Source organism: Prosthecobacter debontii, from assembly GCF_900167535.1.
Lineage (GTDB): Bacteria > Verrucomicrobiota > Verrucomicrobiia > Verrucomicrobiales > Verrucomicrobiaceae > Prosthecobacter > Prosthecobacter debontii.
Genome location: NZ_FUYE01000004.1, coordinates 287724 through 313916 on the forward strand (window position 1 = coordinate 287724; position 26193 = coordinate 313916).

A 26193-nucleotide genomic window follows, 5' to 3' on the forward strand; every position below is an offset into this window, starting at 1 on the left:
CTGCTCTGGGGAAGTTTTTGCTATAAAACCATCGGCCTCAAAGCCGCTTCTTTTTCCAAGCAAGGAGGGATGGTCTTGCGGAAATCATCGAGACTGACGGGCTTCGTTAGGAAGGCGTTCATACCCACTTCTTTACATTCTTCCCGGACGCCGGTGAGTGCGTGTCCAGTCATGGCAATGATGGCGGGCTGGTTTTTGAGATGAAAGTTACTGCGGATGGCACGTGCGGCATCAATGCCGCCCATGACGGGCATTTGCAGATCCATGAAGACGAGGTCGTAACTTCCAGTGCTCACTTTCTCCACAGCTTCTTCGCCATTATTCGCCACATCGACTTGAGCGTAACCCAGCCTCTGGAGAAGCATGGTAGCGATCTTTTGGTTGAGCGGCTGATCTTCGACCAGCAAGATCAGGGCAGGGTTTTGCTTGGCAAAACTTTCACCACTGGCGGATGCTGCTGCGGCAATGGCCCGGCTCGTATCCTTAGAGATCTGGGCATCATGCACCGCCTCTCCTGCACGACTGTAGTGGGCCTGCGGAGGGGATTCCGTATTGGATTGGAAAAAGCCGTTGAGAGAGGGAGGGGTCGGTGGCGCGGGTGGTGGCGGTTGAAGCCACGCTGGATTGGGATCAGGGGCATTCATGGGAGGCAGAGAGGCGGGAGGTTCTTGGGTGGGCGGGTGAGGCGGATGATAACCCCACGCCTGTGCAGCGTTAGGGATCGGGGCTGCCTTTCCAGACGGCATTGACGAGTGATCAGAGATTTGCGGCGCGATGAATGCGGGGGCTGCCATCGCAGCCATAGGCGGGATAAATAAACCGGGAGGAGTCGGCGGTGCCGCAGGCTGCTGAGGGAGCAAGGGAACGCGAGGCTGACGCGTGAGTTCGGCGAGGCAGCGTAGTAATTCACGACGTTTAGCGGGTTTGCTGATTTTGCCGTAGCGTGCGTACCCTGCGGGCGTGAATTGATCTCGAAGCTTCCAGAGGGTGAGGGGGAGCAAGACCAAAATACCAGTCCCCTGGGTGGCGGCAATGCTCATGATTGGAGCCGCCGTCTCCGGAGTGAAGGCGCTCACGTCAAAGATAAACACGGTGCTTTCCGCCAGATCCCGAGCCAGGGTGGCAGGCTCGATTTTTGGAAGTGCAATGGCGGATGTGGCCCATTGCCGGAGTGTCTGTTGCAGAATCTGCTGTGTCGTCGTGTGAGGGCTGTGATAGATGATCCGTTGATCTTTGATGATGTCCTGCCAGCCGATTTCCTCTTCACGGCCAGCGTCATCCTGGGCCACACGAAGGGGAAGCTCAAAGAAGAAGTCTGAGCCCTGCCCCTGCTCACTGATCACACTAATCTCTCCACCCATCATTCGGCAGAGCTTACGGCAAATGGCCAGGCCGAGCCCCGTACCACCATATTTGCGAGTGGTGGAAGTGTCGGCCTGGGTAAAGGCTTGGAATAGGCTGCCAATCTTGTCCGACGGAATACCGATGCCGGTATCGCGGACGGAGAAATGAAGATGTGCAAGATCGCCTTGAGGCGTCTTGCGGCTCACCTGCCGAGCGAGAATGAGGATCTCGCCTTTTTCTGTGAACTTGATGGAGTTGCCGACGAGATTGACCAAGACCTGCTTGATGCGCTGAAAGTCTCCTTTGAACATCCGCGGTAAAGCAGGATCCATGTGGAAATTCAATTCGATCGCCTTCTCGGCGGCTCGATAAGAGAAGACGTCGGCCACCTCCGCCAAAAGCTTCTCCATATCGACAGGCATATCCTCGATTTCCATCTTACCAGATTCGATTTTGGAGAAGTCCAAGATGTCATTGATCAGATGCAGCAGCGACTCACCGGAGGAACGGATCATACGAACCAATTCCTCCTGCTCGTGGTCCAATCCCATCTCTAGAAGCAGGGAGGTCGTGCCGATGATGCCGTTCATCGGAGTGCGGATCTCATGGCTCATGTTGGCCAGGAAATCTCCTTTAGCCGCAGTAGCTACCTCGGCTTGTTTGCGCGCCTTTTGGAATTCCCCCAGCATCTGCTGACGTCGTGATTCTTCCTGTTGGAAGCCGGTGATGGCATGATTGAACTGATCCTGAAGCGAATCCAAATCATCAAGGCCGGAGGCGGGCAGGCGATGATTGAGATTGCCTTGTTTGAGAGCCTCGAAACCCGCCTTGAGCGCTTCGGTTTTGCGGGTGATGGCACAACCTACCAGATAAAAACCGAGAATAGCCGGGAGTAACCCGATGGCGGTGCCGAGTGCAGGCACCATGAGGCGAGGAAGATTCAAAAGATGCCGAATGTGTACCCGCGGCTGGCGGGCGATGATGACCCCGGCGATCCGTCCATCGGCATTCATCAGCGGTGCACCTGCCAGCAACCATTCATAAGGACGCTTGAGGCTGGCTTCGAGGGGATTGTTGGCATCGCCAATGACCACGGAGGAACCCGCCATCACACGATACACGATGTCCTGGAGTTGCTGGGTGTCTGGCTCCATCGGCTGGAGATTGAGCGCCGTATCATGTACGATAATAAACGGCGTCTTCGTCATGGGGGGCAGCCCGGGATTGGCATTGGGGCCGACGATTTCCACGCGTAATCCAAGGTCTTGGATCAAGGTGGGAACGTCCACAATTTGCAGACGCATCTTCAGGTGAACGATCGACTCACTGGTTAGGTTGCGAGAGCCCACCAAGGTCTCAGGAGTCAAGTTTTGGGCGCGGAGTTCCGCTTGAGCCGCTTGTACAATGCTGCCCATGTAGGCGCGTTGAGAGAGGCGGAGGATCTGGAAATCCTGCCATAAAAACGCAGCTGCTGTGACTGTGGCTCCCATGAGGACGGCCAGCACTCCCAGCAGCATGAAACGGCTAGCGATGGAAAAGCGAAGCTTCATGCCAACGTATCATGAGCAGCCCGGTCACGTGCAATGCCACGGCGAACCGTGGCGACGAGATGCTCCAAGGTATAAGGTTTTTGCAAGACGTCTGTGAAACCGATGGCCATGCAAAGGTCGCGGGCGTCTTCTTGAAAGAACCCACTGCAGGCGATCACAGGGAGTTCGGCATCAATTTTTTTTAACCCGTCGAGTGTTTCGAACCCGGAGATATCTCCTGGCATGGTGAGATCTAAAACCACGGTCGCAAATCGATTATGGGTCTGGATGGAATGAGCCACCATCTGAAGTGCTTGCGAACCTGTGTCAGATACTTCGACTTCCATGCCATGTGCATTCAGGATGGCTTTGGCAACGGCGAGCATCTGTGGTTCGTCATCCACGACGAGGATGCGCCCATGAGAACGACTGGATGGAGCTGGATAAGACATAGCCGGGAGAAGAAGGCGGTGATTTTGAGGGGAAAAAGAAAATTAGGCTGCTGTATACGCAAGGCATTTGATCTCATCGAGAGTGGTATGCCCTCCGATGACTTGCATGAGCCCTTCTTGATAGAGCGAGAAGAATCCGTGTTTGAAAGCGCAGGCACGCATGGCCGACATCGGTGCCGCTTCTTCGATGAGGTCGCGCAATTCTGTACTAATTTCGCAGAGCTCCATGAGGGCGACACGACCGGAATAACCTGTGCCATGACACTCTGGGCAGCCAACAGCTGTGTAGATGGGCTGGGTCAACGGTTGTGAAATGACACTTTGTTTGGCCATCAGTTCCTGGACATCTTGAGGCACTTGCATCGGACGCTTGCAGTAACCGCAGAGACGGCGGACCAGACGCTGGGCTTGTGACAGGGCAAGTGAATCGGAAAGCAGGTACTTTTCGACACCCATGCTCATGAGGCGAGACACGGCTCTAAGGCTGTCGTTGGCGTGGAGGGTGGTCAACACCAAGTGACCGGTGAGGGCAGCATTGACAGCCGCATTGGCCGTCTCCGCATCACGTGATTCACCAATCAGAATGATGTCGGGGTCGGCACGTAGAAGGGCTCTCAATCCATTGGCGAAATCCAGGCCCACGTGGTGATTCGTTTGCGTCTGGTTGATACCTTCGACTTCGTATTCGATCGGGTCCTCAATCGTCTGAATGTTGACCCCATCGTCATTCACACTGTTCAGCAAGGCATACAGCGTGGTGGTTTTACCTGAACCTGTCGGCCCCGTTACCAAGACCAGTCCTTGGTCACGAGTCATCGTACGGGTCAGGATATCGAGCTGACGTTGCCCCAAGTTAAAGTCAGACAGGCGGCGCACTCCATCCTGCTTATCCAAAAAGCGCATGATCACTTTTTGAAATTCGCGCCGGGTCGGCACAGCCGCCACACGAACATCCACCCGGCGGCGCCCGATGCTGAGGCCAAAACGGCCGTCTTGGCATTCCTGGCGATTTTGGTTCATCCCGGCGTAGTTTTTGAGGAGCGCTACGAAGCGGTTGAGCTGCTCTTCAGGAGCCGTCAGAATGGTCTTCATATTGCCATCCATGCGGGCGCGGAAACGCGCGAGATTGTAGTATTTCTCCAAATGAAGGTCAGAGGCGCGGCAGCGAACGGCGGTGAAAAGTGCCCATTGCACAAGTTCCTCCGCGCTGTGGTTGGGATTGGCCGGATTGATCCGCGCCATATCCTCAGCCATGATATCCACCACATTTTCATTGCCGGAGACGGAGGCCGTGAGATTGGCCTTATCCATCTTGACCACCCCACTGGGATCAAAGGTGGCACCAGCGCGATTGATCGCATCGCGAATGCCCGCAGGGTCTGCTAAAACGGGCACGATCTTCACCGCCGAATTGCCCATGGAGAGCCATTCGTCTTCGAAGGCATAACAATCGGCGTGTTCGGTTAGCAGGAAGACGGCGTTTTTGCCGATGTAGAGCGGATAGACGGTGTGGCGCTCCAGAAGAGGGAGGGGAAAGAAAGATTGCCGCTGCGCTTCATTGGCTGAAAAGCACAAGGCACGTCCGCCGCTGACCATGTACTGCAAAGCCGGTCCTAGATTTCGCTGAATCGAATTGAAGTGAGAGGATTCGAGGGTGGGATGTTTTTCCTTCTGACTTTCGAAGAAGCCTTGCATCTTCGTCACCTCGGATGGTTCGAAGGGGTAATTCTCCATCAACCAGCGGAAAGTTCCCTCCAGCCCTAACTCAGCAAAGTTAGGATGATGAGCATTTTCCATCGCATTTTGTTGAGCGATGGGAAGCTGTCCAAAACGTTGAACGAGGTCCTTGCGCGTCTTTTGATACTGATCTTGAGAGATCAAGACCCGAATGGTGAGAAACGAGGGTACCCCCCAGGTGTCTCCTGCCCTGGGATTGTGATGTGCCATCACCAGCAGAGGGCCGATCATGGTCACTGGAAGCCATGGATCAGCGACATAGGGCACACGGCCCAGCTTCCTCACGATACGCTCAGCTTCGGGGGAGCAACTTTCCCGAACCAGCGTCACTGGCAGCATATTGAATTGCAGAGCTAAACCTTCAATTGAGATGATCGCTGCCTGCTTCGCGTCGATAGTCGCGCCTGGTGAATTACTTGCTTGTCCGAACGATTGCGGAGCAAGCGAGGGTTGGGAAATAACGTGAGCAGACATGGGAAGCGCAGTGGTTCACCGACCACTGGATTGATAGTTCTCAGGAAACGGAAACGGTTCCGTAAAGTCAGAGCCGTCAAAGACCATGAGTAGCCCTGTTCCTGCCTCGCCTGGACGCACAAGTTCAAAAGTGCGCCCATTCCAACGAATACGAAAATCTTTGTCCGAAGATGAATTGCCTGGGTTGTACTCAGGCGGTACATATGGCGAGCCTACTGAGGCTAAGGCTTGATTCGGATTACGGTATTGCAGGTCTCGAAGGACGACTAGCTCATCGGAGGTGGTTTCATCCCGACGCATGAAACTCATTTCACGGTTCGCTGAAGACCATGAATGGAGGGCGGAATTCAGCATCTCGACTCGGGATGTGGCAAGCGTTTCCTGGCTTGCTCCAAAGGCTCCCCACATGCGGACGATGACGATGCCAGCTAAGATTCCCAAAATCGATATCGCGATGATCAATTCGGACATGGAAAAACCTGCTCTCAACGGGCGGTTAGACCGTGAGGCAAGGCAGCTAGAAACAAAACTGTTTCGGGGCTTATCCATGAGGGGCGATGAGGGATTTTTAATAAGGGATGATTTCTTGTCCGCTGGTACCAGACGGCCCTCGGAGCTGCATCTTGGTCATCGTGGTGATGGTCGGATTGAACGTGACGGTATAACCAGCCGGCATGTAGAGTAGGAGCGTCAATTCCGCATAACTCATGTAGGGCCGCAGCAATTGATAGCGGGCTTCATCACTCGTGGCAGCGGCCCAGTCGATCGCTGCCTGGGTGCGCCCCCGGACCTGGATGAAAGATGCTTGGGCCAAATTTAGAGCTTCAGCTCGTGTGATGGCTAGATTCTTCTCGCTGTCCGCCCGCATACGTGTAATGGAGGGGATAGCGAGGAAAGCAATGATCCCAATGATGGAAACGCAAGCCATCATTTCAACCAACGAAAATCCCAAATGACGGACACGCTGATTGGGATTGGAGGATGATGGCAAAAGGCTCATGGTCTGTAGATCAGAGGTTTTCGTGTTTACTCATCCATGAGAACGACTCGCGGCATATCTCCGTCTTCCCATGCTGGGAGAGTGAGGTATTGTTTGGCCCCATAAAGAGCCGAAGAGATCAGCTTATCAGATCCCGCTTTGCTTTTGTACTCGTCAAAATGTGCCACGGTGGTGGCATCGAGAAATCCAGCCCGCTTATTGGGGTCTGTGTTGGTGGGGTCTGGGCGGAGCTTCTCAAACTTGGCCGAGGTCGTCGGCAAAGCATTGTAGATGGCCCGAATCGCACTGAGTGTCTGAACTTGAGCGGTCTCCTGTCCATTGACGCTGGAGCGCACACGGGTCTGGGACATGACCCACGCGTTCACAGCTTCCTGCACGGCGGACTGTTGTTGGCGGGCAACGATCCGGTTCGCATCGCGTGCTCCGTTCGAAATAGCACTGACGGCTAGCGCGGCCATGATGCCAATGATGGCGATGGTGAAAATGGCCTCCACGAAAGTGAAGGCAGAACGAATGGGTTTCCTTGGGGGCATGGAGCTTTGCATTCGATGGAGAGGTTAAAAAAAATCCGCCGGGGAACATGTCCCCGGCGGATCAGAGTCTGCCCGGACTTCGTCAGCTCATGATGGTAAAATCAGGAGATGGCGTCCAGAGCCTGGAGCCGGGTATGGTCACGAATCAAGGGGCGGTGTCGTTCTTCGCCTTGTACTTGACCTGCTTGTTGGTGTCGTCCCACTCAAGGTAGGTCTTCACAGCAGCTTCTTCTTCGTCATCAATGTCACCCACGGTGAACACTTTGCCGTTGAATGGGCCCGAGGTAGGCTTGACGGTGTCACCCTGAGCAGAGGTCAGCACATCGTCGATGGTAGACCAAGCTGGCTCATAGCCGGCAGCGATAGCGGCATTCATGACGGAAGCCACGGACTGGGCGTTACGCTGGGCGGTCGCCTGCTTGGCGCTGTCGTTGATGTTACCGATGTTTGGGATGGCGATCGCAGCGATGATGCCGATGATCGCGATCACCACGAGCATTTCCACCAGGGAGAAACCAGCTTTCAGGGAGCTGTTAAGATTAACTTTTTTCATAGTGTGTTGTTTGTTGGGCTGTTGGTTTGTTGTCTTCCACACCCGGGTCCTATGAGGATTCGTGTTTGGAATATGGAAATTATAAACGCATGCTGAATATGGGCAATATTTTTTTCATATATATCATAAAAAAGTGAATTTATTAATCCTGGTCGCCATTGCGATGTTTTCTCAAATTACTGCGAATTCAGATAATTGTCGATGTCCATCACCTCAGAGCCGATCTTCGTCATTTCGATACTGAGGTCCCGTGTTGCACCGGAGGCCGTCTGGATTTTCAGTCGGACCCATGCAACCAACCCTTCAGATTGCCCTCGTCGGAGCCGGTATGTTCGGCGGAGATGTCCACCTACGTGCCTATGCAGATCTTCAGCGATTTGGAATCGCTGGGCAGTTAGCTCGGGTCGGGTTAGACAAGTATTCGCGTGAGCTCGCGCCCGTCCAAATTGACCTCGTTGCGGTGGCTACCCGCTCGGAGAAGTCGGCGTTGAAGTCAGCCGCAGCATTCAAAGAATGGACCGGGCACGAGCCGAAGGCTTATCATGGGGATACCCCGTGGGACGATATCCTGCGCGATTTCCCAGATCTCGATATCTTAGCCGTCGCAACACCAGATCATCTTCATACGCAGCCCATCCTCGCTGCTTTGGCGCGTGGTGTACATGTCCTGACAGAGAAGCCCATGTGCCTAAGCATCCAGGAGTCAGATGAAATCATCGCTGCGGCTAAAGCCAAGAACTGCATCGTCGCTGTGGATATGCATAAGCGCTACGATCCTGATCACCTGCGCATTCGTGATGATATCCAGAACCGCATTGGGCCGCCACTTTATGGTACAGCCTATTTGGAAGAGCCGCTGGAAGTCAGCACCAGCACTTTCAAATGGGTGGAGTCTTCTGATCCATTTAGCTATGTGGGCCCGCACTGGACGGATCTGATTTGGTCCTATTATAAATCCAAACCTGTTAGCTTGACCGCCGTTGGGCAGAAGAAGCGCCTCATCCGCGACGGCATCAATGCCTATGACGCGGTCCAAGTCCGTGTGGACTTTGACAACGGAATGAGCATCAATTTCCATAACAACTGGGTGACTCCAGCCGACTTTGAAGGGCCTGTGAATCAGGGACACGAGATTGTGGGGGCAGATGGCAAAGTGGAGAGTGATCAGCAGTATCGAGGCTTCCGTTGGTGGAATCAGGGCGGAGGCTCACGCACGAGCAATAACCACTTTACCCGTGATGTGATGCGCCCCGATGGCACCAAAGGGTATATCGGTTACGGGGTGGATAGTCTGACCGTGGGGATTGTGGCCATCAGCCGGGTCAAGTTTGCGGGAGAAAGCCGAGATGCCGTGGCGGATCTTTACCCAACTGCTGAGGAGGCACGCATCACCAGTGCCCTGGTGGATGCCGCTGCCAAAGTGAGGGACCTTAATTTCAAGTACATGCAGGAAGGCAAGGGCGCGACCGTGACGGCGCGCTTCGGTGAAGACGGTATCACGATCATTGATCCCAATCGCATCGCGGAAGGAGCCGAGGCCGTGTTTGAAAAAATCTACGACAAGCCTTTGTGAGCTAATTTTATCCGGTTCCGAGGAATGGCTGGTGATTGTTATTCATGCAAGCCATTCCTGATCGCATTCGACCCTCGGCAAGTGACAAGCGGGCGACAATTTTATTTTTCTGCGTCTCCCATGATGCAGAAAAAATACATCCTGACGCCCTTGTTTGCTCTGGCTGGTCTCTTGCCTGGGCAAACGGTCGAGCTGCCTGCGGCTACCGATAAGCCTAAAAAGGAAGAGTCCGCTTCGGCAGTCCTCCCTGAGATTGTCGTTACAGCGACTCGCACAGAGGAAGAGTCCATCAAGGTACCTGCACAGGTTCGTCAGCTTTCGGCGAAACAATTGCAGGAACGACAAGTCCGCAGCTTGCCTGAAGCCTTGAAAGAGCTGCCTGGCGTGAATGTGCAAAAGACGGCCAATGCGCAGGGATCCCCCTACATTCGAGGATTCACGGGCTTTCGTAACTTGGCCTTGATTGACGGAATCCGATTCAATAACTCGACCTTCCGTGACGGGCCTAACCAGTATTGGAATACCATCGATTCCTATGCAATTGACCATCTGGAATTGGTGCCAGGGCAGGGTTCCGTGCTCTATGGCAGTGATGCCATTGGCGGCACCTTGAACCTATTCACCAAAAGCTCGAATTTCCGTGAGGAATCTCCAGGCTACTTCTTCCATGGACTAACCTCATGGCGCGGTTCAACGGCAGAAGAGAGTAATGTCGGACGTCAGGAGTTCCAGTTTGGTGAAGGTGGCAAATGGGGATTGCACCTCGGCGCCAGCTTGAAGTCTTTTGGCAATGTGCATGCCGCAGGGATTGGAGATCAACCCGAGACGGGTTATGATGAGTGGGCTTATGATCTGCGTTTGGACGTTGCTCTAGACGACCATTGGACGCTTACAGCCGTTCATCAGCAATTGCGGCAAAATGATGCTTGGCGCACCCATCAGACCCGGGAGGGAATATCCTGGCATGGAACGACCATCGGCAACGACACCAAACGTGCCTATGATCAAGAGCGTTCACTGTCTTACCTACGACTGGATGGGCATGATTTAGACAATTCCCTCGGTTTCATCGACGCGGCCAGCTTCACGGTGTCTTTGCAAAGTGCCAATGAGTATGAGCACCGGGTGAGATATGATCAGCCAGGCACCCCACCTCCGGCGGACCGTGTGGACTACAGCCAGGTCGAATTACGGACCTTGGGACTCGACCTTCAATTGCAAAGCGATACTTCCTTGGGCCGGTTCATTTACGGCGTGGATTATTATCGGGATTGGGTCAGCAGTGGCAGCCAGCGCTACCGCCGGAATGGCACGCTGCACTCCATGGGCGTGCAGGGACCAGTCGGGGATGATGCGACTTATGATTTGTTAGGCGCATTCCTGAATTATGAGGTGGATCTCGGCTCGCGTGTGCATCTGTTCCTGGGAGCTCGTGAGACCTACGCACGTGCAGACATTGGCCGCTTTAATAACCCGGCGACAGCAGCTGCGGTGGATTCCTTCACCGACGATTGGACGAACTTTTCTGCTAGTGGTCGCATGGTTGTGGACCTTGATGAACAGGACCATTTTAAACTCTTTGTAGGCATTTCACAGGGGTTTCGAGCCCCCAATCTTTCCGACCTCTCTCGCCTGGATACTGCGCTCAGTGGGGAGACGGAATTGCCTTCGCCTGAGTTGGATCCTGAGCAATTCATCAATTATGAGATCGGTCTGAAAGCGGAAACTGAGCACTTCAGCGGTAGCCTGAGCTATTTCTACACTCAGATGGAGGATGTCATCATTCGTCGTCCAATCGGAGGAAATGCGGCTATCAAGGACAATGCTGGAGAAGGCTACATTCAGGGAGTCGAGTTCACGGGCGAAGTTCGCTTCAATTCCAGCTGGTCCATCTTTGGACATGTAACGTGGACTGAAGGCCGCCTCGATCAGTATCCGCGTGCGAATGATCCCACCATTCGTCAAGAAAATGCCAGCCGAGTCGTGCCGTGGATGGGGCGAGCTGGCATTCGCTGGCAGACCGCGGATCGGCGCATCTGGACTGAACTGGTCAGTCTCTCCCATTCACAATATGACCATTTGACCTCTGGAGACCTGCGCGACACCCAACGCATGCCGCGTGATGGCAATCCGAGCTTCAATCTCGTTTCTCTGCGGGGTGGTTGGCAAATCACGCCAAATCTCGGGGTGACATTGGCTGTCGAGAACCTGTTGGATGAGGAATATCGCTACACGGGGTCCGGTTCCAATGAACCTGGGTTAGGTGTGGTCGGTGGCGTAACGCTGACTTTTTAACGCCTTCAAACTGCGCTTGAAACGTCTTGATGAGATAAAGCCCGTCCCGCCAGTGATGACTGGCGGGTTTTTTTATGGGATGGATGAAAGGGGCCTTGCGATGCAGAGATGTGCCTTCTCTGCACGATTTGCGTGACATTGTGCTGCTTTTGTCCGTTATCTTAAATTCAGTCTTCGAATGTCCGAAATCCCCCCGACTCTTCTTTATTGCCGTTGCGCTTATGCGCAGGTCGTGCCGTCCGGTGTTAAAAACGCGGTGTTGGAGAAACTTTGTGCTTCGGGAGCCAGTTTTGAAACCGTTGCCGACTTGTGTGAAATGGCCGCGCATCGTGATCCACGCCTGCAAGAATTGGCTGCCTGTGGGAAGCTTAAAATCGCAGCCTGCTATCCCCGAGCCGTGACTGGTTTATTTCATCAAGCGGGTGCTCCCTTACCCGAGGGCACGGAGATCCTCAACATGCGCACCCTGACCGCCGAAGAGGTCGCTACAGACATGCTAACCTCTGCCGAGACCGTGACTGCTTCCGAAGCAGTTTGACTGTTATTTTACCACTTAAATATCGCCAGCCATTGTCATGATCACTCACACCGCACGTCCGCTTAAAGTTGTGCTTTATGAAGGGCAGGGGGCCTTACCCCTACCCGCAGAATCGCGAGCAAAGGTGATGGCTGCATTGCTGGATAAAGGCTACGCGGTGGCGCGTGTGACGCAGACCGCTGGCGCGAGTGCAAGAGCCTCCCGGGATGATCACACACTTCTGTTACTCGGCGCGTTTCCTGATCGCCTAGCTCCAGCTCTGGAAGACGTGGCTGGGCAGGTTAACATTGAAGCTCGAGATATTACCGATCTCGATACCGACGGTGTCCTGGCTTTGGTGGATAAAGCTCGCGGGACCAAACCGATGAATGAGCCTGGGAAATGGAAACCCTGGTTTCCAGTGATCGACTACAGTCGCTGCACCAACTGCATGCAGTGTCTGAGCTTCTGCCTCTTTGATGTTTACGGCGTCAGCACAGACAACAAGATCCAGGTGCAGAACAATGACAACTGCAAGACCAACTGCCCAGCTTGCTCACGTGTCTGCCCTGAGGTGGCCATCATGTTCCCCAAATACCAAGCAGGGCCGATTAATGGGGACGAAGTCAGTGCTCTGGATCACAGTCGCGAGAAAATGAAGGTGGATATTTCATCTCTGCTGGGAGGAGATATTTACGCCGCTCTCAAAGATCGTAGCGCCGCCGCTAAAAGCCGTTTCGGCAAAGAACGCAGCCCTGATAAGGCCCTGGATGAGCGGAAAAAATGCCTCACGAAGCTGGTCAGCGACGGCTTCATTCCCATGGATGTGCTGGCCTCTTTACCCAGCCCCGATGAGATTTTACGCAAGGCGGAGGTGGCTAAAGCTCGAGCTGCGGCCGCACTCGCTGCCCAGCCCAACACAGAGCAGGCCTAAAAACGCGCCAAGCTTGACTTTTTCTTAGCGGACAGGCATCACATCCGCTGCATATCTCCGCATGCCTGACTCAGACTCTCAAAAATGGTGGATCGTTCGTCGCTCAGCTATTCATCAGCGGGGCATCTTTGCCCGCACCGACATCCCCAAAGGCACCCCTGTCATCGAATACATCGGGGAGAAAATCACCAAGGCCGAAAGTGAACGTCGTGGTAATGCTCTGGCAGAAAAGGCAGCGAAGACGGGGGGAGCAGCCGTTTATATTTTCACGCTGAACAAGCGGTATGATCTGGATGGCGGGAAGCCCTACAACACAGCTCGCCTCATCAATCACTCGTGTGAACCGAATTGCGAAGCCTTCATCTCACGCGGCAAAATCTGGATCTATTCCAAACGCGACATCGCGGAAGGTGAAGAGCTTTCCTTCAACTACGGCTTTGGCTTGGAAACCTGGGAAGATCACCCCTGCCGCTGTGGCAAGCCTCGCTGCATTGGCTACATTTTAGGTGAGGAATTCTGGCCGAAGTTGCGCCGCATTTTAAAGACCAAAGAAGCTCGGAAAGAAAAGCTCGCCGCGTTGGAAGCACGGGCTGAACAACTGAAGCAGGAACTCAAAGAACTGGAGACACCGGTGGCGAAAAAGCGCAAATCGTCCAAGAAGAAAGCGGCCTGAAAGAATCACGATCTTCCAGGCAAGTTCTGCTTTTCAAGTGGGGCAGATGCTCTAATATGACGGTCCGCAACGCACGGACACTTGGAGAGGTGGTCGAGTGGTTTATGGCTCCAGTCTTGAAAACTGGCGTGGGTTAATCCCCACCGTGGGTTCGAATCCCACCCTCTCCGCCAGCATCCTTTTTCGTGGTCAATGGTCCATATTCTCAATAGAACGAGATGGTTTCTCCCGTGCGTGTCCGCCGCATCGAGAAAATGAGCCGACGATGGGCAATTTTCGACAGCTTTAAGAAACGAGGTGCAAACGCTTTCGATACTCCGCGTCCAGCTTTTCACAGGCCGCCCAGAGCGGTGGGGGCGTGTTGCCACTGAGACGTGCATGAAGGAAGGCGGTGTGGATATGCCAGCCGGAGCTGACATCGGCGCGTTCATGCTCGCTGCCCAGGCAACGGTGAGTTAAAATTAGGCGTACCTCGTTGCCTTCTGGGAAGAGTTCAAAAACGACTGCGGACTCTTGCTCGGCTGTTTCGCCTTCCCAGGTGAAGCCGAGCCGATGAGGAGGCTCGCATTGAGTGATGCGGCCTTTCATGGGGACTCCGGGTTCATGGACCTCTCGGTATTTCTCAGGAGGATTTTCATCGGGCGATAGCAGACCGTGTCGGAAAAGCAGTTGGAGAGTTGCGCCCTCACGTAATTCCATAGGGCCGCCTGCGAACCATTGGCTGCGTTTGTCTGGATCCGTGAGGTAATCCCAGACGCGCTCAATAGGTCCCGGCATCAGGCGGATAAAACGCACCTCACCAGGCTGGGACGCATCACCGGGTTGACGATTGAGAGCGGCTTGTGGATCGCCTAGGCATGCGGCCAGCCCTTCCAGAATAGTGATCCAGCCGAGCTGTGAACGATGTTTGAAGGCTGCCCATTGTGGGGCCACCGTCTGGGTCAGTGTCACGGTGCAACCTTCACCCCGGGGCTGAATCTCCACCGTGACCTGACTGACATCGGCTGAATACTTGGGCACACCGAAGGTAAAGACCAAGCGAGAAGGACGTGAGATCTCGAGATATTCACCCGTGTGCTCAACGTCTTCGCCACCGCGTCGCTCCGTAAAGGTGAAGTGGCCTCCGACACGTGGATCCGTCTCGGCACGGATCATCTCGCCCTCGGGTGTCGCGAACAACCATTTCGCGGCAAAGGTCGGATCCAGCCAAGCATCGAACACACGTTCTGGCGAGAAGGGGAGGTTTCGGGTGATGCACACCGAGGGGGCGGATGAAGAGTTCATGAGAATTGAATCAAGAGTTAGGCCTGCGGGTGGATTTCTTCTTGGGATTCGTTTTCGTCGGGTGTTGGTCGGCTGCGTCCTCGGCTCGGAGGGCTTGCTCCAGCGCATCCAGACGCTGACTCCAAAACTGCCGCGTGCGCTCCAGCCAGATGGAGATTTCGTCCAGCCCTGCCGGATTGAGTGTCTGAATGCGCGATTGGCCCTCCACTCGAGATTGGACGAGGCCCGCCTCTCGCAAGACCTTCAAATGCTGGGAAATGGCGGGTGCCGTCATTTGAAACTCCGCCACGATCTCACCCACGGTGTGTTCACCCTGCGCCAACATCTCGACAATGCGACGGCGGGTGGGATCAGCAATGGCCTCGAGACTGAGCATGCTTCAGTATTTAAGTAAAAACTTAAATAAGCAAGCGCTAAAGTGAGGTGCCGGTGATGGCTGACTGCTGAAGAGAGCTAGCTTAGCGAGTCCTGAAGGTCTTGCTCTCCATCAGAGCGAGCAGCAGATCGCGGAAGCCACCTTTGTCCTGTTCGATTTGGGTGACGATCTGTTTGAGCTCTTGTCGTTCCGCATAGCTGGGGAGGCGGCCTGTGGCATAGATCATCAGCTTCTCGGCGAGGCACTGACCAAAGACGGTGATGTTCTGAGCAATCCAGCGTTTCAGGTCAGGATATCCAGTGATGCGGGTGCCATCTGGCAACACCCCCGAGGGATCAATTTTGACCTTGATGGCGGGCCATTGATCACGCCAACCGCCAACGGGGTTGAAGTTCTCGAGCACGAAACCAATGGGGTCAATCTGCTGATGGCAGGCGCGGCAACTCGCAGATTTCGTATGAGCTGCCAAAAGCTCGCGAGGTGTTTTGGCACCTTGGGTATCCGGAGTGAGGGCTGGGACATTGTTTGGCACGGGGGGAAGGGGCGTGCCAAGGATGTTCTTTAGAACCCAGACACCGCGCAGCACGGGCTGGGTATCCACGCCATTTGCAGTGGCCATGAGAATGGCCGATTGGCCTAACAAACCACCTCGGACGCCGCCCCGCTCGATGGGTAAACGCTCAATCTTCCGCTGCTCCGTCGTGTAGTTGCTTCGAGGATTGGCCCGCTTCTCATCGGTGAGTTTGTAGCCATAGTTTTCCATGGCAAAGCGCTTGGAGGTGGTGATGAAATCGGGATCGATGAAATCCCGTAGAGGTCGGTTCTCTGTCAGAAGAGTAAAGAAGAAATGCTCCACTTCCGCTTTGGCCAGTTCCACCTCCTCGGCGCTGAAACCAAAGACCTCGTCCGGCATGATCTCTGGCAGGAGTCGGGTGTCCAGCCACTGCTCGGTGAAGTCTCGGATCATGGGCGAGCCGGGGGAACGCGGCAGGAGAGACTCTAAAGTGGCTCGATAGACGGCGGGGTCCTTCAGCTTGCCGCTGCGGGCTTGATGGACGATGACGCTGGTGGGGGGATCGCGGGTGAGGAAATACGCCACTCGGCTCGCGAGGTCGTAGATGTCCAGTTCACCAGCATTGGTTTCACGATATAAGAAGCGTGGAGAGACCAGAGTGCTGCGCAGCATGAGGTGCATGCCTTCATCGAAGCGATGACCCGCAGCCCAATGCTGTTTGGCAATGTCCAGATAACTGTGGCGAATCTCATCGGAAACAGGACGGCGGAACAGCCGAGGGAGGAAGAGTCGAAGACCGCGATCTGCAAACTCTTCATCCGTTTCGCCTTTTTTCCGAACGCCAAAGTTCCACTCACGCCAGTTGCGGCGTTGCAGATCCTGAGGGCCGTCCACCAGCTTGAAGGGCCCTTCCACCGTGACTTGATGAAGCTGTAGGGAGGGTCCGTTGTTGTGATAATAATACGTTAGGGCATCTCCCAGTTGGCGCGAAGTACCAGGATCTTTGGCCATGGTCAAGGCCGCTTGGGTGTAGCGGTTATCCAGCGTCGCATCCGCCAGATTCAGGTTAGGGTCTTGATAGTGCCGTTGAAAGATGTCCCAGCCATTGCGACCACGCAGCGGTGTGATGGAGACACGCTTTCTGGGTTTGCCAGGGAATAGCATCTCTTGCCACGCAGCCAGGAAGCGGGGTTCTTGAAATCGTTCTTCGAGCAGGGCTGCAAAGGCGTCGGCTTCGTGATCCAGCTCGGCATTCACCCAGCGGAATAAGGGGGTTTGGCCCTCATACAATTCCACATCAAAGGTCACCGTCTCAGGTGTTTCCTGAGTGACTTGGATTTCCTTCAGGAGGCGAAAGCTTGTGGCACGGGAGCGGTCACTGGCGGCGATATCTCGGGCACGCACTTCGAGGATCATGGGTTTGTCACCCTTTTTCGGACGAAAGGCAGAGGTCTTCACGCTCATGCGATAGGTGCCAGAAGATGTGATCTCGATCTTACTCGGCCAGGTGCAACTCCGCATGATGTCTGGACTGCGTGATGCCAGACGCAAAGCATCCCCATGCAGGGTGGCGGCGGAAAAGCTCAGCACTAGATCATGGATGCCCGCTTTCCAGGTCTTCACAGGGGGCTTCTCTTTCGCGGGAGGAAACAACTCATCGGCAATTTGCCAAGCCACCTGTTGATAGGCCTCCAGCAGCGGAGGTGAAAGCACCAGGGCCTCGCTTACGGTATCGAATCCCTGCTCGCGGGTATCCCGTGGGAAGCCCGGTGACAGATCAAAGTCCGGCATCTGAAACACCGTGCGGATGGAGTTGCGATACTCGAGGCGGTTCAGGCGGCGCGGTAGCGTGCCTCCGAAGCGAGTATGCTGGGTGAGCTGGGTGTTGAGAAAACCTAACAGGGTTTGCTTTTCTTCGGGAGTGAGTTGCACACGATTCACCGGGGGCATTTGTTGATAGGCCACCACGTTGAAGGTTTTTTCCCACATCTTGGCGGCAGCGCCCGTGTGCCAGTCGATCTCCTCGCGTGCGAGATTGATGTCTCCCTTAGTGGTATCCGCATCGTGGCAGTCATAGCAATGCTGATTCAGCACCGCTATCACCGCTTCAGGAATGGGGGATGATGTCTTCTTTGCCTCGGCAGCCAGAGTTGTTCCTATCCAAGCTGAGGAGAAGCCTAACCAGAGCGATGTTTTAACAACGACAACCAAACGAGACGACATCAGGAGAAGAGATGGTTGAGATTCCGTGAGGCGTTGGAGAAGGTGTCTGACTCCAGGCCGAGCCGCTGTTTCAGCGTGATGTAGAGATCGCCCAGCAGCGGCGCATCCTTGGCTTTGGCATCGATGGCGAGATGCTGCCCGTGTTTGAAACCGCCGCCAGCCACCAGGATGGGCAGGTTCGCATTGCTGTGGCGGCTGGCATCGCCCATGCCAGTGCCCACCAGGATGACCGTATCATCCAGGAGAGACTTACCTTCGGGGTTCTTCTTCTCTGAGAGCTGGCGCAGGAAGCCTGCGAAACACTCCATGTGAGCCCGCTCGATAGAGATCAAATCACGGATCATTTCGGGATCGTTGCCGTGATGAGAAAGGGCATGGTAACCCGCCTTCAGCACCTCCCCATGGATGGCGAAGACTTGGCCCAGGCCATCGAGGAAAAGCGACATCACACGCGTGGAGCCCGTCTCTAGAGCCAGCGTCATCAGGTCATACATGATCGTGCCCGCCTCCATCTGGAGATTCGGCGTAATAGGATCGTAGCTAGGCAGCTTGTAGTCCGGCTCCGGCACTGGTTCATCCAGCACGGCCAGCTGACGCCCCATCTTCTTTTCCACCGTGCGGAAGGAATCGAAAAACTCGTCCAATTTATCTTTGTCCCGTTGCGGGAGGCTGGCCTGGAGTCGTTTCGCGTCCTCACGCACACTGTCCAAGGCACTCTGGCCGCTTTTTAGCAGATACTCCGTGCGCTCGCGGGAGGCTTGAGAGGCGAACAACTGCCGGTAGAGCACGCTCGGGCGGATGATGGTCGGGAGGCCTACCCCTTGCTGGGTAAAGCTCATCGACTTGGCTCCCTCACCCATGCCTGTGGCGAGTTCCAGAGAGGCAAATCGCGATTTGCCGCCGAGCTGATCGGCGATTTGTTGATCCAGAGAATAGGCTCCCGGGGTGTTGCCCGAGAGGAAATTTGGCCAAGCCTTATGACCGTTCGCGGCCCGGTGATCCAGGCCTGAGAAAACCGTGAAGGCCTCCCGAAACGGTGTCAGGGGTTTCAGCGTCTCCGGCATCGTGTAATCCCGCCCCACGTCCTTGGGAAAAAACGCCGGCTGATGCCAACCCAGATAAGAACCGATGGCCACAAAGTTCTTCGCTCCATGGGCGACGGCGGAGGTTGTCCCCGCTCGGGCCGAGGCTTTCGTCGCTTCGCTTGCCAACGATTGTGTTCCCCCGAGAGCCTCCAGGGCAGGCAATGCAATCAGGGCCGAAGCACTGCGCAGAAAATGACGACGTCCAAGACCGGACGCCGATGACAAAGAAGATCGGGACATAGGCGGGGGGATTTTGACTTCAGGCGGAACCCCGAGCCAAGCTGGGCACCATCCAGAAGAGAAACTTACGTGCAAAACATGCGCCAGCTTTCTGGAATCCTGGTGGGACGCGGCCCAGCTGTTTAGATCGGCATTTGGGGAGTTCGGGTTTAGGCGACGAGAAATTCGGTGACGTGGGGTAGGTTTGTCCGGCTATGGACTCTTTTTCGATCCGTCACTTCGGTGCCTGAATAAGCTGGGTCGTTCGTGAGCTGGCTGCTTTTCCGTGTCCATTACTTTATTGTTCTGAGTTTATTCATCACCGCGTCAGCTTCCGAGGCGTTTCTTTGAAGAACAACCGAGTTAGGCCACGGAATCCCCAAGCTGAAGGAGAGATTTCCTCACGCCATGGTTAGGCTGTCTTTTCGGTATTCCCTGTGCTCATGACTACTGAACGAAAAGTAATTCTCGACAAAGCCTCCAGCCAAGAGCTCTGGCGTCTATTGGCTGAGCCACCGGCGGATGCTGTGGAGGCCGCCTACATTTGTGATTGTCTGGAGCGTCAAGCCCAGGCAGAGACGCTGAAAAAGCTAGATGATATCGCTCGACGCCTCCACGCCGTGGAGACTTCTCAGAGCCGCTCCAGCCTCATCACACCTACTTTTTGGTTGGCGTTGTTGGCGGCTGGATTTGCCTCCTTTTCGGTGCCCTGGGATAAAGTGAAAGTCGAGTTGCAACGATGGGAAAGGCAATTCCAGCAGTCGGGGCAGCAAGCCCGTCGCTCACCCCAAACCTCCACTCGTGTCGAGCGGAGTTCGTATGCTGAGCCCATTCTGCCGCAGGAAGATCCGTCATCGCCCCTGGCAGATGCGCTGCTCTTGCTGCCGAGAACGGATGTTCATCCTGAGCGTTTCCCCGAACTGTGAGAGGATATCCAGGGGTGATTTCAAAATAGAGACAGGTCTGTCTTGTTTTTTGAAATGGTAAGACAGGTCTGTTCAAACCTTTCCTCAGATGCTAGGCTGTGCTTGAACTGGTCACCCGTCATGAAAACACCTCGTTCCGCGCAGCCCCGGACTTCGCCTCGACGTTCGACAAAACTTAAGCCTCGTGAACGGCTGGTGACCGTGGCCTCCAAGCTCTTTTACCAGCACGGTCTGCGGGCCACCGGGATTGATTGGATCATCGCCGATGCTGAGGTCGCGAAGATGTCGTTTTACCGGCATTTTCCTTCGAAGAGCCATCTCATTGCTGAGTATTTGCGGCTTCAGCATGAGCGTTGGATGAAACGTCTGACTATGAGGATGTCGCTCCGTCAGGAGCAGACTGCTGGGGCAGGGGGGATTGAGCAGTTGGCTGAAGTTCTCACGGCATGGTTTGAGGAGCCGGACTTCCGAGGCTGTCCGTTTATCAAAGCTCAGGCGGAAGCCAGCGCTGAGGATGAACGGGTGAGAGAGATGATCCGACTTCATCAGAGGGAACTTGAAAGCTACCTCACCGATTTATTGATTCAGATGGGGTATGCCAGCCCCCGAAGCACTGCTATTTCTGTGCTGGTGATTCTTCAGGGCAGTATTGTGCAGGCGCAGATTTCGGGAGATGCCCTCTCGGCGGGAGAAGCTTGCGGGGCTGTGCTGCGCAGACTGAGCCGCATGGCTCGTCGTATCGAGGAGGGGGAGGATGATGTGGCGGAGCATCAGTTGCTTTTGGCACTGTAGGTAAGTTGAGTCTGCCTGTTCTCTAAAAGAACAGGTGGTGGAGTGACGCATTCGTGGGCAAGATCACGTTATATCCCTCATCACCTGCATGCTCTCCCACCCTATCCATGGTCTTGTCGCGGCGACTCATACGCCCTTTCATACGGACGGTTCGTTGAATCTCGCTGTTGTCGAGCAGCAAGCCGCGCATCTACAGCGCACGGGCATTTCGGCAGCTTTCATTGGCGGAACGACAGGCGAGAGTCACTCTCTGAGCTTGGCGGAGCGGCAAGCCCTAACCGAACGTTGGATGGAGGTGACTCGTGGTAGCTCGCTCAAGGTCGTGGTGCATGTCGGTGCCAATTGTCTGGGAGATGTGGCTGATCTCGCCGCACAAGCCCAGGAACTGGGGGCGGATGCCATCAGTGCCTTGGCGCCGAGTTATTTTAAGCCACGTTCGGTTTCGGCCTTGGTGGAGTGCTGCGCGCAAATCACCTCAGCGGCACCTGAATTGCCCTTTTTCTTGTATGACATCCCGTCCTTTACCGGGATATCACTCTCCATGCCCGAGTTTCTCACTCTGGGTAAAGAAGCACTGCCGACGCTGGCGGGCATTAAGTTTACCAACCCTGATGGGATGATGTTTCAGCAGTGCCTGCATCATAGCGAGGGCGCGTTTTCGATCTTGTGGGGCACGGATGAGTGCTTGTTAGCCGGGTTGGCTCTGGGAGCTACGGGTGCTGTCGGAAGCACCTACAATTTTGCCGCACCGATCTACCAACGGATCACCGCAGCCTTTGAGAGGCATGATTTCGCCACCGCCCGTGCTGAACAAAAACGCTCGGTCGAGCTCGTGGCTCGGCTAGCCTCCATCGGTTACATGAGTGCGGCCAAGGCGGTGATGAAAATGCTTGGCGTCGATGTCGGCCCAGCCCGCTTACCTCATGGTAGGCTGGACGCTGCTCAGGAGAAAGCTTTGCAAACTGACCTGGAAGCCATGGGCTTTTTCGAGTGGGTGAAGTGATCACCTGCTATTCCCTGCTTTACCATTCAATCCTCCAACCCAACCCTGATGAAGTCTTTTAGCCTTCGGGCCTGCTTTATTGTCGTAGCCTCCGCTTCCGCCTCGCTCCTTCAAGGCGAGGGGGACCCGGTGCTTCACGTCCAGACACTGGATCTTGCCGCTCAAACCCAGAGACAGGTGCAGGTGGATCGGGAGGCGGGTCAATATCTGGGGCACCCCACGACGGTGTTGTTGGAGGATGGCCGGACGATGCTGTGTGTCTATCCGAAGGGACATGGCAAAGGCGGCATCGTTTACAAACGCAGCCTTGATGCAGGTCTCACCTGGAGTGAGCGTCTGCCCACTCCAGAAAATTGGTCCACCTCCAAGGAAGTGCCGACGCTGCATCGGGTGGTGGATGCGGCAGGGAAAAAGCGCCTCATCATGTGGAGCGGACTCTACCCTGCACGACTCGCGGTCTCTGAAGATGATGGCAGCACCTGGAGTGACCTCAAGCCCGTGGGAGACTGGGGAGGCATCGTGGTCATGGGCTTCACCGAACCCCTGAAGACCCCTGGGCGCTATCTGGCCATGTTTCATGATGACGGACGCTATTTCAGCACTGAGAACACGCATCGTAAGCCGCCTCTGTTCACGCTCTACAAGGTTTTCTCTGACGATGGCGGTTTGACCTGGGGTAAACCGGAAGCCGTGTATGAAAACGATGCGGTCAACCTCTGCGAGCCTGGTTTCATCCGCTCACCGGATGGTCAAGAAATCGCAGTATTGCTGCGGGAAAATGCACGTGCAAAAAACGCACACATCATTTTCAGTCGGGATGAAGGCCAGACTTGGACGACGCCTCGTGAACTGCCGGACAGCCTGAATGGGGACCGTCACACAGGTAAATACACAGCTGACGGTCGCCTCTGGATCTCCTTCCGTAGCGTCGCCCCGAAAGGCAAAAACACGCCTTATCAGGGAGACTGGGTGGCCTGGGTCGGCCGGTATGAAGATCTGGCTCAGGGCAAGCCCGGCCAGTATCAGGTGCGGCTCATGGACAATACCAAGGGGGCGGATTGCGCCTATCCGGGAGTCGAGGTGCTGCCAGATGACACCATTGTCACGACGACCTACGGCCACTGGACCGAGGGAGAGATGCCTTACATCATGAGCGTGCGCCTGAAACTCAGCGAGCTGGATGCCATGGCGAAGTGAGAGGCCGGAGCCTGTGAGTGTCTTCGCGCATTCCCAGAGCAGATGCCAGAGATTGAGGAGCGTCTGAAATGAGGCGGGCTCCGTAGGTTGCTTCGACCTTGTGGAGAGTGTCAGCATCCATCCACTCAGCGGCGTGTTTGGATGGGTTTCGTCAGCTTGAGATAATATTCATTTTCCACAAACTTCATGCTTTCCTAAACCCTTCTCTGAACTAATCTCGCCCTCGTGACTTTCAAACGCATGTATCTCAGTATTTGGCTTGGTGTTCTCATGGGCAGCGCGAGCTGCAGTTCCACGGATAAAAAGCCAGATGATCTCGCCGAAGTCAGAAAGGCCACACCGATGGTGGATCCGGTGCTTCAAGACAACCCCCTCGCTCGCCGCCTGAATAACCCCTCCTCCATGCCTACCGTGCCGCCGGCTGGAGCCAAGATCAGTTATTCGCAGGTCAATATCACCGAGAAGGTGCTGGCCATGACCTTTGATGACGGCCCGCATCCGACCCTGACCCCGAAGCTGCTGGACATCCTGAAGGCCCGTAACATCAAGTGCACCTTCTTTGTGATCGGTAAAAGCGCCAAAGCCTACCCCAATATCATCAAGCGCATGATCGCTGAAGGGCATGAGGTGGCTAACCACACCTGGACCCATGCCAGCCTGACCAGCCGCTCAGATGCCCAGATCCGCAATGAGCTGCAGATGAGCGAAGACGCTCTCGTGGCGGTGGCCAATTACCGCCCGCACCTCATCCGCCCGCCGTATGGTGCCATCAATACCCGCATCAAGCAGCTTATGTTCTCGGAGTTCGGTTACTCCACCATTCTCTGGTCGGTTGATCCGCAAGATTGGCGTCGCCCAGGTGTCTCTGTCGTGACCAGCCGCCTCGTCAATGGCGCGCATCCTGGGGCCATTATGCTGGCTCACGATATCCATCCGCCCACGATTGAGGCGATGCCTTCGATGTTCGACCAATTGCTGGCCAAGGGATATCAGTTCGTCACGGTTAGCCAACTTCTCAATATGGAGAAGGCTAACATGCCCGTAGGTGTGGTCATCCGCCCTGCTGTGCCAGTGGATTCCAAGGATCCAACTCCCTTGCCTCAGTAAGAGACGTGTTTCAGGCTTGAGGGTTCGGGTTCCAGTTGAGACAGTGCCCTCATTGGTACATGTCTCTTGTCAATCCCGTCCGAATTCCCCATCCTGAACCCTGCTGATGATCGGCGACGAGTATTTCCAGCTTCGCACACGCCTCAGTTCGGAGCTACATGCTCTGGCTGAGGCCATTCGTGATGCCGGTGGGGATACGGAAGCCATCGCCATCACGGAAAATCTCATTGCCAGTCTGAAGGACCCCTTCGTCTTTGTCGTGGTGGGGGAGGTCAATGTGGGCAAGTCCACGTTTTTGAATGCCCTTTTTGGGCAGGATTTTTCTCGGACAGGCGTCATGCCCACCACGGATAAGATCTACTTTTTCAAACACGGTCCCCGTCATGAGATCGTGCCCATCACGCCGACTCTGGACGAGGTGCACGTTCCGTTGGACCTGCTGAAGGATTTCCACATCGTCGATACCCCGGGGACCAACTCCATTGAAGATGAGCATCAGGAAATCACCGAGCGGTTTGTTCCCATCGCAGATTTAGTCATCTTCGTTTTCAGCGCCATGAATCCCTGGGGCGCTTCGGCTTGGCAATTCCTGGACAAAGTTCACCGCCACTGGATGCGCCATGTCATCTTCGTCCTTCAGCAGTGTGATTTGCGCACCCAGGAGGAAATTTCAGTCATTACGGACTACATGGGGCAGCTCTCCAGGCAGCGTTACGGACAGGATTTTCCACTGTTCGCCGTGTCGGGCCGAGATGCCAGCCTCGCACGTCGAGCGCCTGAAGGAGGAGAGCGGCAGCGCCTCCTCGAAGAGAGCGGTTTCTTGGCCTTGGAACAGCACGTGTCCACGCTGGTGGGAAAAAACGCCGCCCGACTTAACAAGCTTTCGAGCACTGTGCGTATGGCGCGACAATTGCTCAACCATCTACGGGAGAACCTCGAACAACAGATCCAACTGGTGCAGCAGACTGCGGGACTGATTCAGGAGTTCCTCACGGAACGGGAAATGCAGGTCGATCGCACCCTGAAGAAAATTCTTCCTGCCCTGGACGCAACCGAACGAGACTATCATGAATCTTGTGTGCGCGTGGCCGACATGGCGGATGACGTCCTCTCCACCAGTCAGGCCTTCAAGAAAGGGCCGGGCGAGGAGGAGGAAATCAAGCCCGAGAGTCTGGACCATCGTCTCTTTCAGGATCTCCAGCATCGCAGTGGAGACAGGTGGCGCCAGGTTGGCATCATCCTGGAGGAAGACTACCTGCAATACGATCGCTTCCTGCATGTGCAGGGGCGCGGCAGTCTGTTCCCATCAGACGCTCCATTACCCGCCGAGACAGACCCAGATATCCGTCGTCTCTTCGCTGTGCACATCGATAGCACCATCCGCCGCTTCGTGCTTGGGCTGAAGCTCGATGAAGCCATCGAACCCGGTCTGCTGCGGGCGCGCAAACGCGCTCGTTGGGTGCCTTGGCTAATTCTTCCCGTCATTACCGCCGTCGCCATCGCGTGGTATTTTGATGGGCCCATCGGTGCCGCCATCACGGGGGCCGGAGGGCTGCTCTTGCTGGGATTTGCTCTTCTCATCACTCAGACCACGCTGAACTCCACCCGTGCTCAGTTAGCAGATCGTCTGGAGACCTCGACGGTCAAGCTACGCGAGATGCTTCAGACCCAGGTGCATCATGATGTCTCCACCCTCTTTGGCAGGTTTCTACCTTTGCTAGAACCTGCCAAGGAAGATGCTCAAGCTCGCGAGCAATACCTGCTCGCTCAAAGAGATCGCCTCCAGACCCTCTCTGAATCCCTCCATGCCTTCCAGCATGAGTTGGTCAGGTGATCGATGTTTCATTTTGAGT

General features: G+C 55.2%; 22 protein-coding genes and 1 tRNA gene. 12 read left to right on the plus strand and 11 right to left on the minus strand.

Annotated elements, in window-relative coordinates; all coding sequences use genetic code 11:
* Positions 1–20: 20 nt before the first annotated feature.
* The 7 genes from B5D61_RS07910 to B5D61_RS07940 form a co-directional block, all read right to left on the minus strand.
* On the minus strand, positions 21–2894 hold the full coding sequence (locus tag B5D61_RS07910; protein ID WP_078812794.1) for a hybrid sensor histidine kinase/response regulator: 2874 nt from the start codon (positions 2892–2894) through the stop codon (positions 21–23).
* Positions 2891–3325 carry a response regulator gene (locus tag B5D61_RS07915; protein WP_078812795.1) on the minus strand — a complete coding sequence of 145 codons (435 nt, stop codon included), beginning with the start codon at positions 3323–3325 and terminating at the stop codon, positions 2891–2893. The genes B5D61_RS07910 and B5D61_RS07915 overlap by 4 nt, the downstream gene beginning before the upstream one ends.
* 42 nt (positions 3326–3367) lie before the next feature.
* Positions 3368–5536, minus strand: a complete 2169-nt coding sequence (locus B5D61_RS07920) for a GspE/PulE family protein (protein ID WP_078812796.1) — start codon at positions 5534–5536, stop codon at positions 3368–3370.
* A 15-nt stretch (positions 5537–5551) separates the two neighbouring features.
* Positions 5552–6085, minus strand: coding sequence for a prepilin-type N-terminal cleavage/methylation domain-containing protein (locus B5D61_RS07925; protein ID WP_078812797.1), 534 nt, complete (start codon positions 6083–6085; stop codon positions 5552–5554).
* A 19-nt stretch (positions 6086–6104) separates the two neighbouring features.
* Positions 6105–6536 carry a type IV pilin protein gene (locus tag B5D61_RS07930; protein WP_078812798.1) on the minus strand — a complete coding sequence of 144 codons (432 nt, stop codon included), beginning with the start codon at positions 6534–6536 and terminating at the stop codon, positions 6105–6107.
* 26 nt (positions 6537–6562) lie between these two features.
* Entirely contained in the window at positions 6563–7069 is a 507-nt protein-coding gene (locus B5D61_RS07935) for a type II secretion system protein (protein WP_139373130.1), read from the minus strand.
* 145 nt (positions 7070–7214) lie between these two features.
* On the minus strand, positions 7215–7622 hold the full coding sequence (locus B5D61_RS07940; RefSeq protein WP_078812800.1) for a type II secretion system protein: 408 nt from the start codon (positions 7620–7622) through the stop codon (positions 7215–7217).
* 289 nt (positions 7623–7911) lie between these two features.
* Here B5D61_RS07940 and B5D61_RS07945 point away from each other — a divergent pair, with 289 nt between their 5' ends.
* From B5D61_RS07945 to B5D61_RS07970, 6 genes are all read left to right on the plus strand, one after another.
* Positions 7912–9195, plus strand: a complete 1284-nt coding sequence (locus B5D61_RS07945; protein ID WP_078812801.1) for a Gfo/Idh/MocA family protein — start codon at positions 7912–7914, stop codon at positions 9193–9195.
* Between the two features lie 120 nt (positions 9196–9315).
* Complete coding sequence (locus B5D61_RS07950; protein WP_176159292.1) at positions 9316–11490, plus strand: TonB-dependent receptor; 2175 nt, start codon at positions 9316–9318, stop codon at positions 11488–11490.
* A 178-nt stretch (positions 11491–11668) separates the two neighbouring features.
* Positions 11669–12028 (plus strand): PDZ domain-containing protein, encoded by a 360-nt coding sequence (locus tag B5D61_RS07955; RefSeq protein WP_078812803.1) that lies wholly within the window; start codon positions 11669–11671, stop codon positions 12026–12028.
* Positions 12029–12065: 37 nt separating this feature from the next.
* Positions 12066–12941 (plus strand): Fe-S cluster protein, encoded by an 876-nt coding sequence (locus B5D61_RS07960; protein WP_078812804.1) that lies wholly within the window; start codon positions 12066–12068, stop codon positions 12939–12941.
* Positions 12942–13002: 61 nt separating this feature from the next.
* A complete protein-coding gene (locus B5D61_RS07965; RefSeq protein ID WP_078812805.1) occupies positions 13003–13614 on the plus strand; it encodes an SET domain-containing protein in 612 nt (203 codons plus the stop codon).
* A gap of 83 nt (positions 13615–13697) precedes the next feature.
* A tRNA-Ser gene (locus B5D61_RS07970) sits at positions 13698–13787 on the plus strand.
* Between the two features lie 112 nt (positions 13788–13899).
* On the opposite strand, the gene B5D61_RS26620 is transcribed toward B5D61_RS07970, so the two are convergent.
* From B5D61_RS26620 to B5D61_RS07995, 4 genes are all read right to left on the minus strand, one after another.
* Positions 13900–14898 (minus strand): SRPBCC domain-containing protein, encoded by a 999-nt coding sequence (locus B5D61_RS26620; RefSeq protein ID WP_217698942.1) that lies wholly within the window; start codon positions 14896–14898, stop codon positions 13900–13902.
* 10 nt (positions 14899–14908) lie between these two features.
* Positions 14909–15274, minus strand: coding sequence for an ArsR/SmtB family transcription factor (locus B5D61_RS07985; RefSeq protein ID WP_078812806.1), 366 nt, complete (start codon positions 15272–15274; stop codon positions 14909–14911).
* An 82-nt stretch (positions 15275–15356) separates the two neighbouring features.
* Complete coding sequence (locus tag B5D61_RS07990; protein ID WP_078812807.1) at positions 15357–18011, minus strand: DUF1588 domain-containing protein; 2655 nt, start codon at positions 18009–18011, stop codon at positions 15357–15359.
* A complete protein-coding gene (locus B5D61_RS07995) occupies positions 18011–19336 on the minus strand; it encodes a DUF1552 domain-containing protein (protein WP_078812808.1) in 1326 nt (441 codons plus the stop codon). Before B5D61_RS07995 ends, B5D61_RS07990 begins: the two co-directional genes overlap by 1 nt.
* 422 nt (positions 19337–19758) lie before the next feature.
* Here B5D61_RS07995 and B5D61_RS08000 point away from each other — a divergent pair, with 422 nt between their 5' ends.
* From B5D61_RS08000 to B5D61_RS08025, 6 genes are all read left to right on the plus strand, one after another.
* Positions 19759–20241 carry a hypothetical protein gene (locus B5D61_RS08000; protein ID WP_078812809.1) on the plus strand — a complete coding sequence of 161 codons (483 nt, stop codon included), beginning with the start codon at positions 19759–19761 and terminating at the stop codon, positions 20239–20241.
* A gap of 120 nt (positions 20242–20361) precedes the next feature.
* Positions 20362–21033, plus strand: a complete 672-nt coding sequence (locus tag B5D61_RS08005; RefSeq protein ID WP_176159293.1) for a TetR/AcrR family transcriptional regulator — start codon at positions 20362–20364, stop codon at positions 21031–21033.
* Positions 21034–21121: 88 nt separating this feature from the next.
* Positions 21122–22036 carry a dihydrodipicolinate synthase family protein gene (locus B5D61_RS08010; RefSeq protein ID WP_078812811.1) on the plus strand — a complete coding sequence of 305 codons (915 nt, stop codon included), beginning with the start codon at positions 21122–21124 and terminating at the stop codon, positions 22034–22036.
* Between the two features lie 48 nt (positions 22037–22084).
* Positions 22085–23233 carry a sialidase family protein gene (locus tag B5D61_RS08015; protein ID WP_078812812.1) on the plus strand — a complete coding sequence of 383 codons (1149 nt, stop codon included), beginning with the start codon at positions 22085–22087 and terminating at the stop codon, positions 23231–23233.
* A 225-nt stretch (positions 23234–23458) separates the two neighbouring features.
* On the plus strand, positions 23459–24340 hold the full coding sequence (locus B5D61_RS08020) for a polysaccharide deacetylase family protein (protein WP_176159294.1): 882 nt from the start codon (positions 23459–23461) through the stop codon (positions 24338–24340).
* A gap of 106 nt (positions 24341–24446) precedes the next feature.
* Complete coding sequence (locus B5D61_RS08025; RefSeq protein WP_078812814.1) at positions 24447–26174, plus strand: dynamin family protein; 1728 nt, start codon at positions 24447–24449, stop codon at positions 26172–26174.
* Positions 26175–26193: the final 19 nt, after the last annotated feature.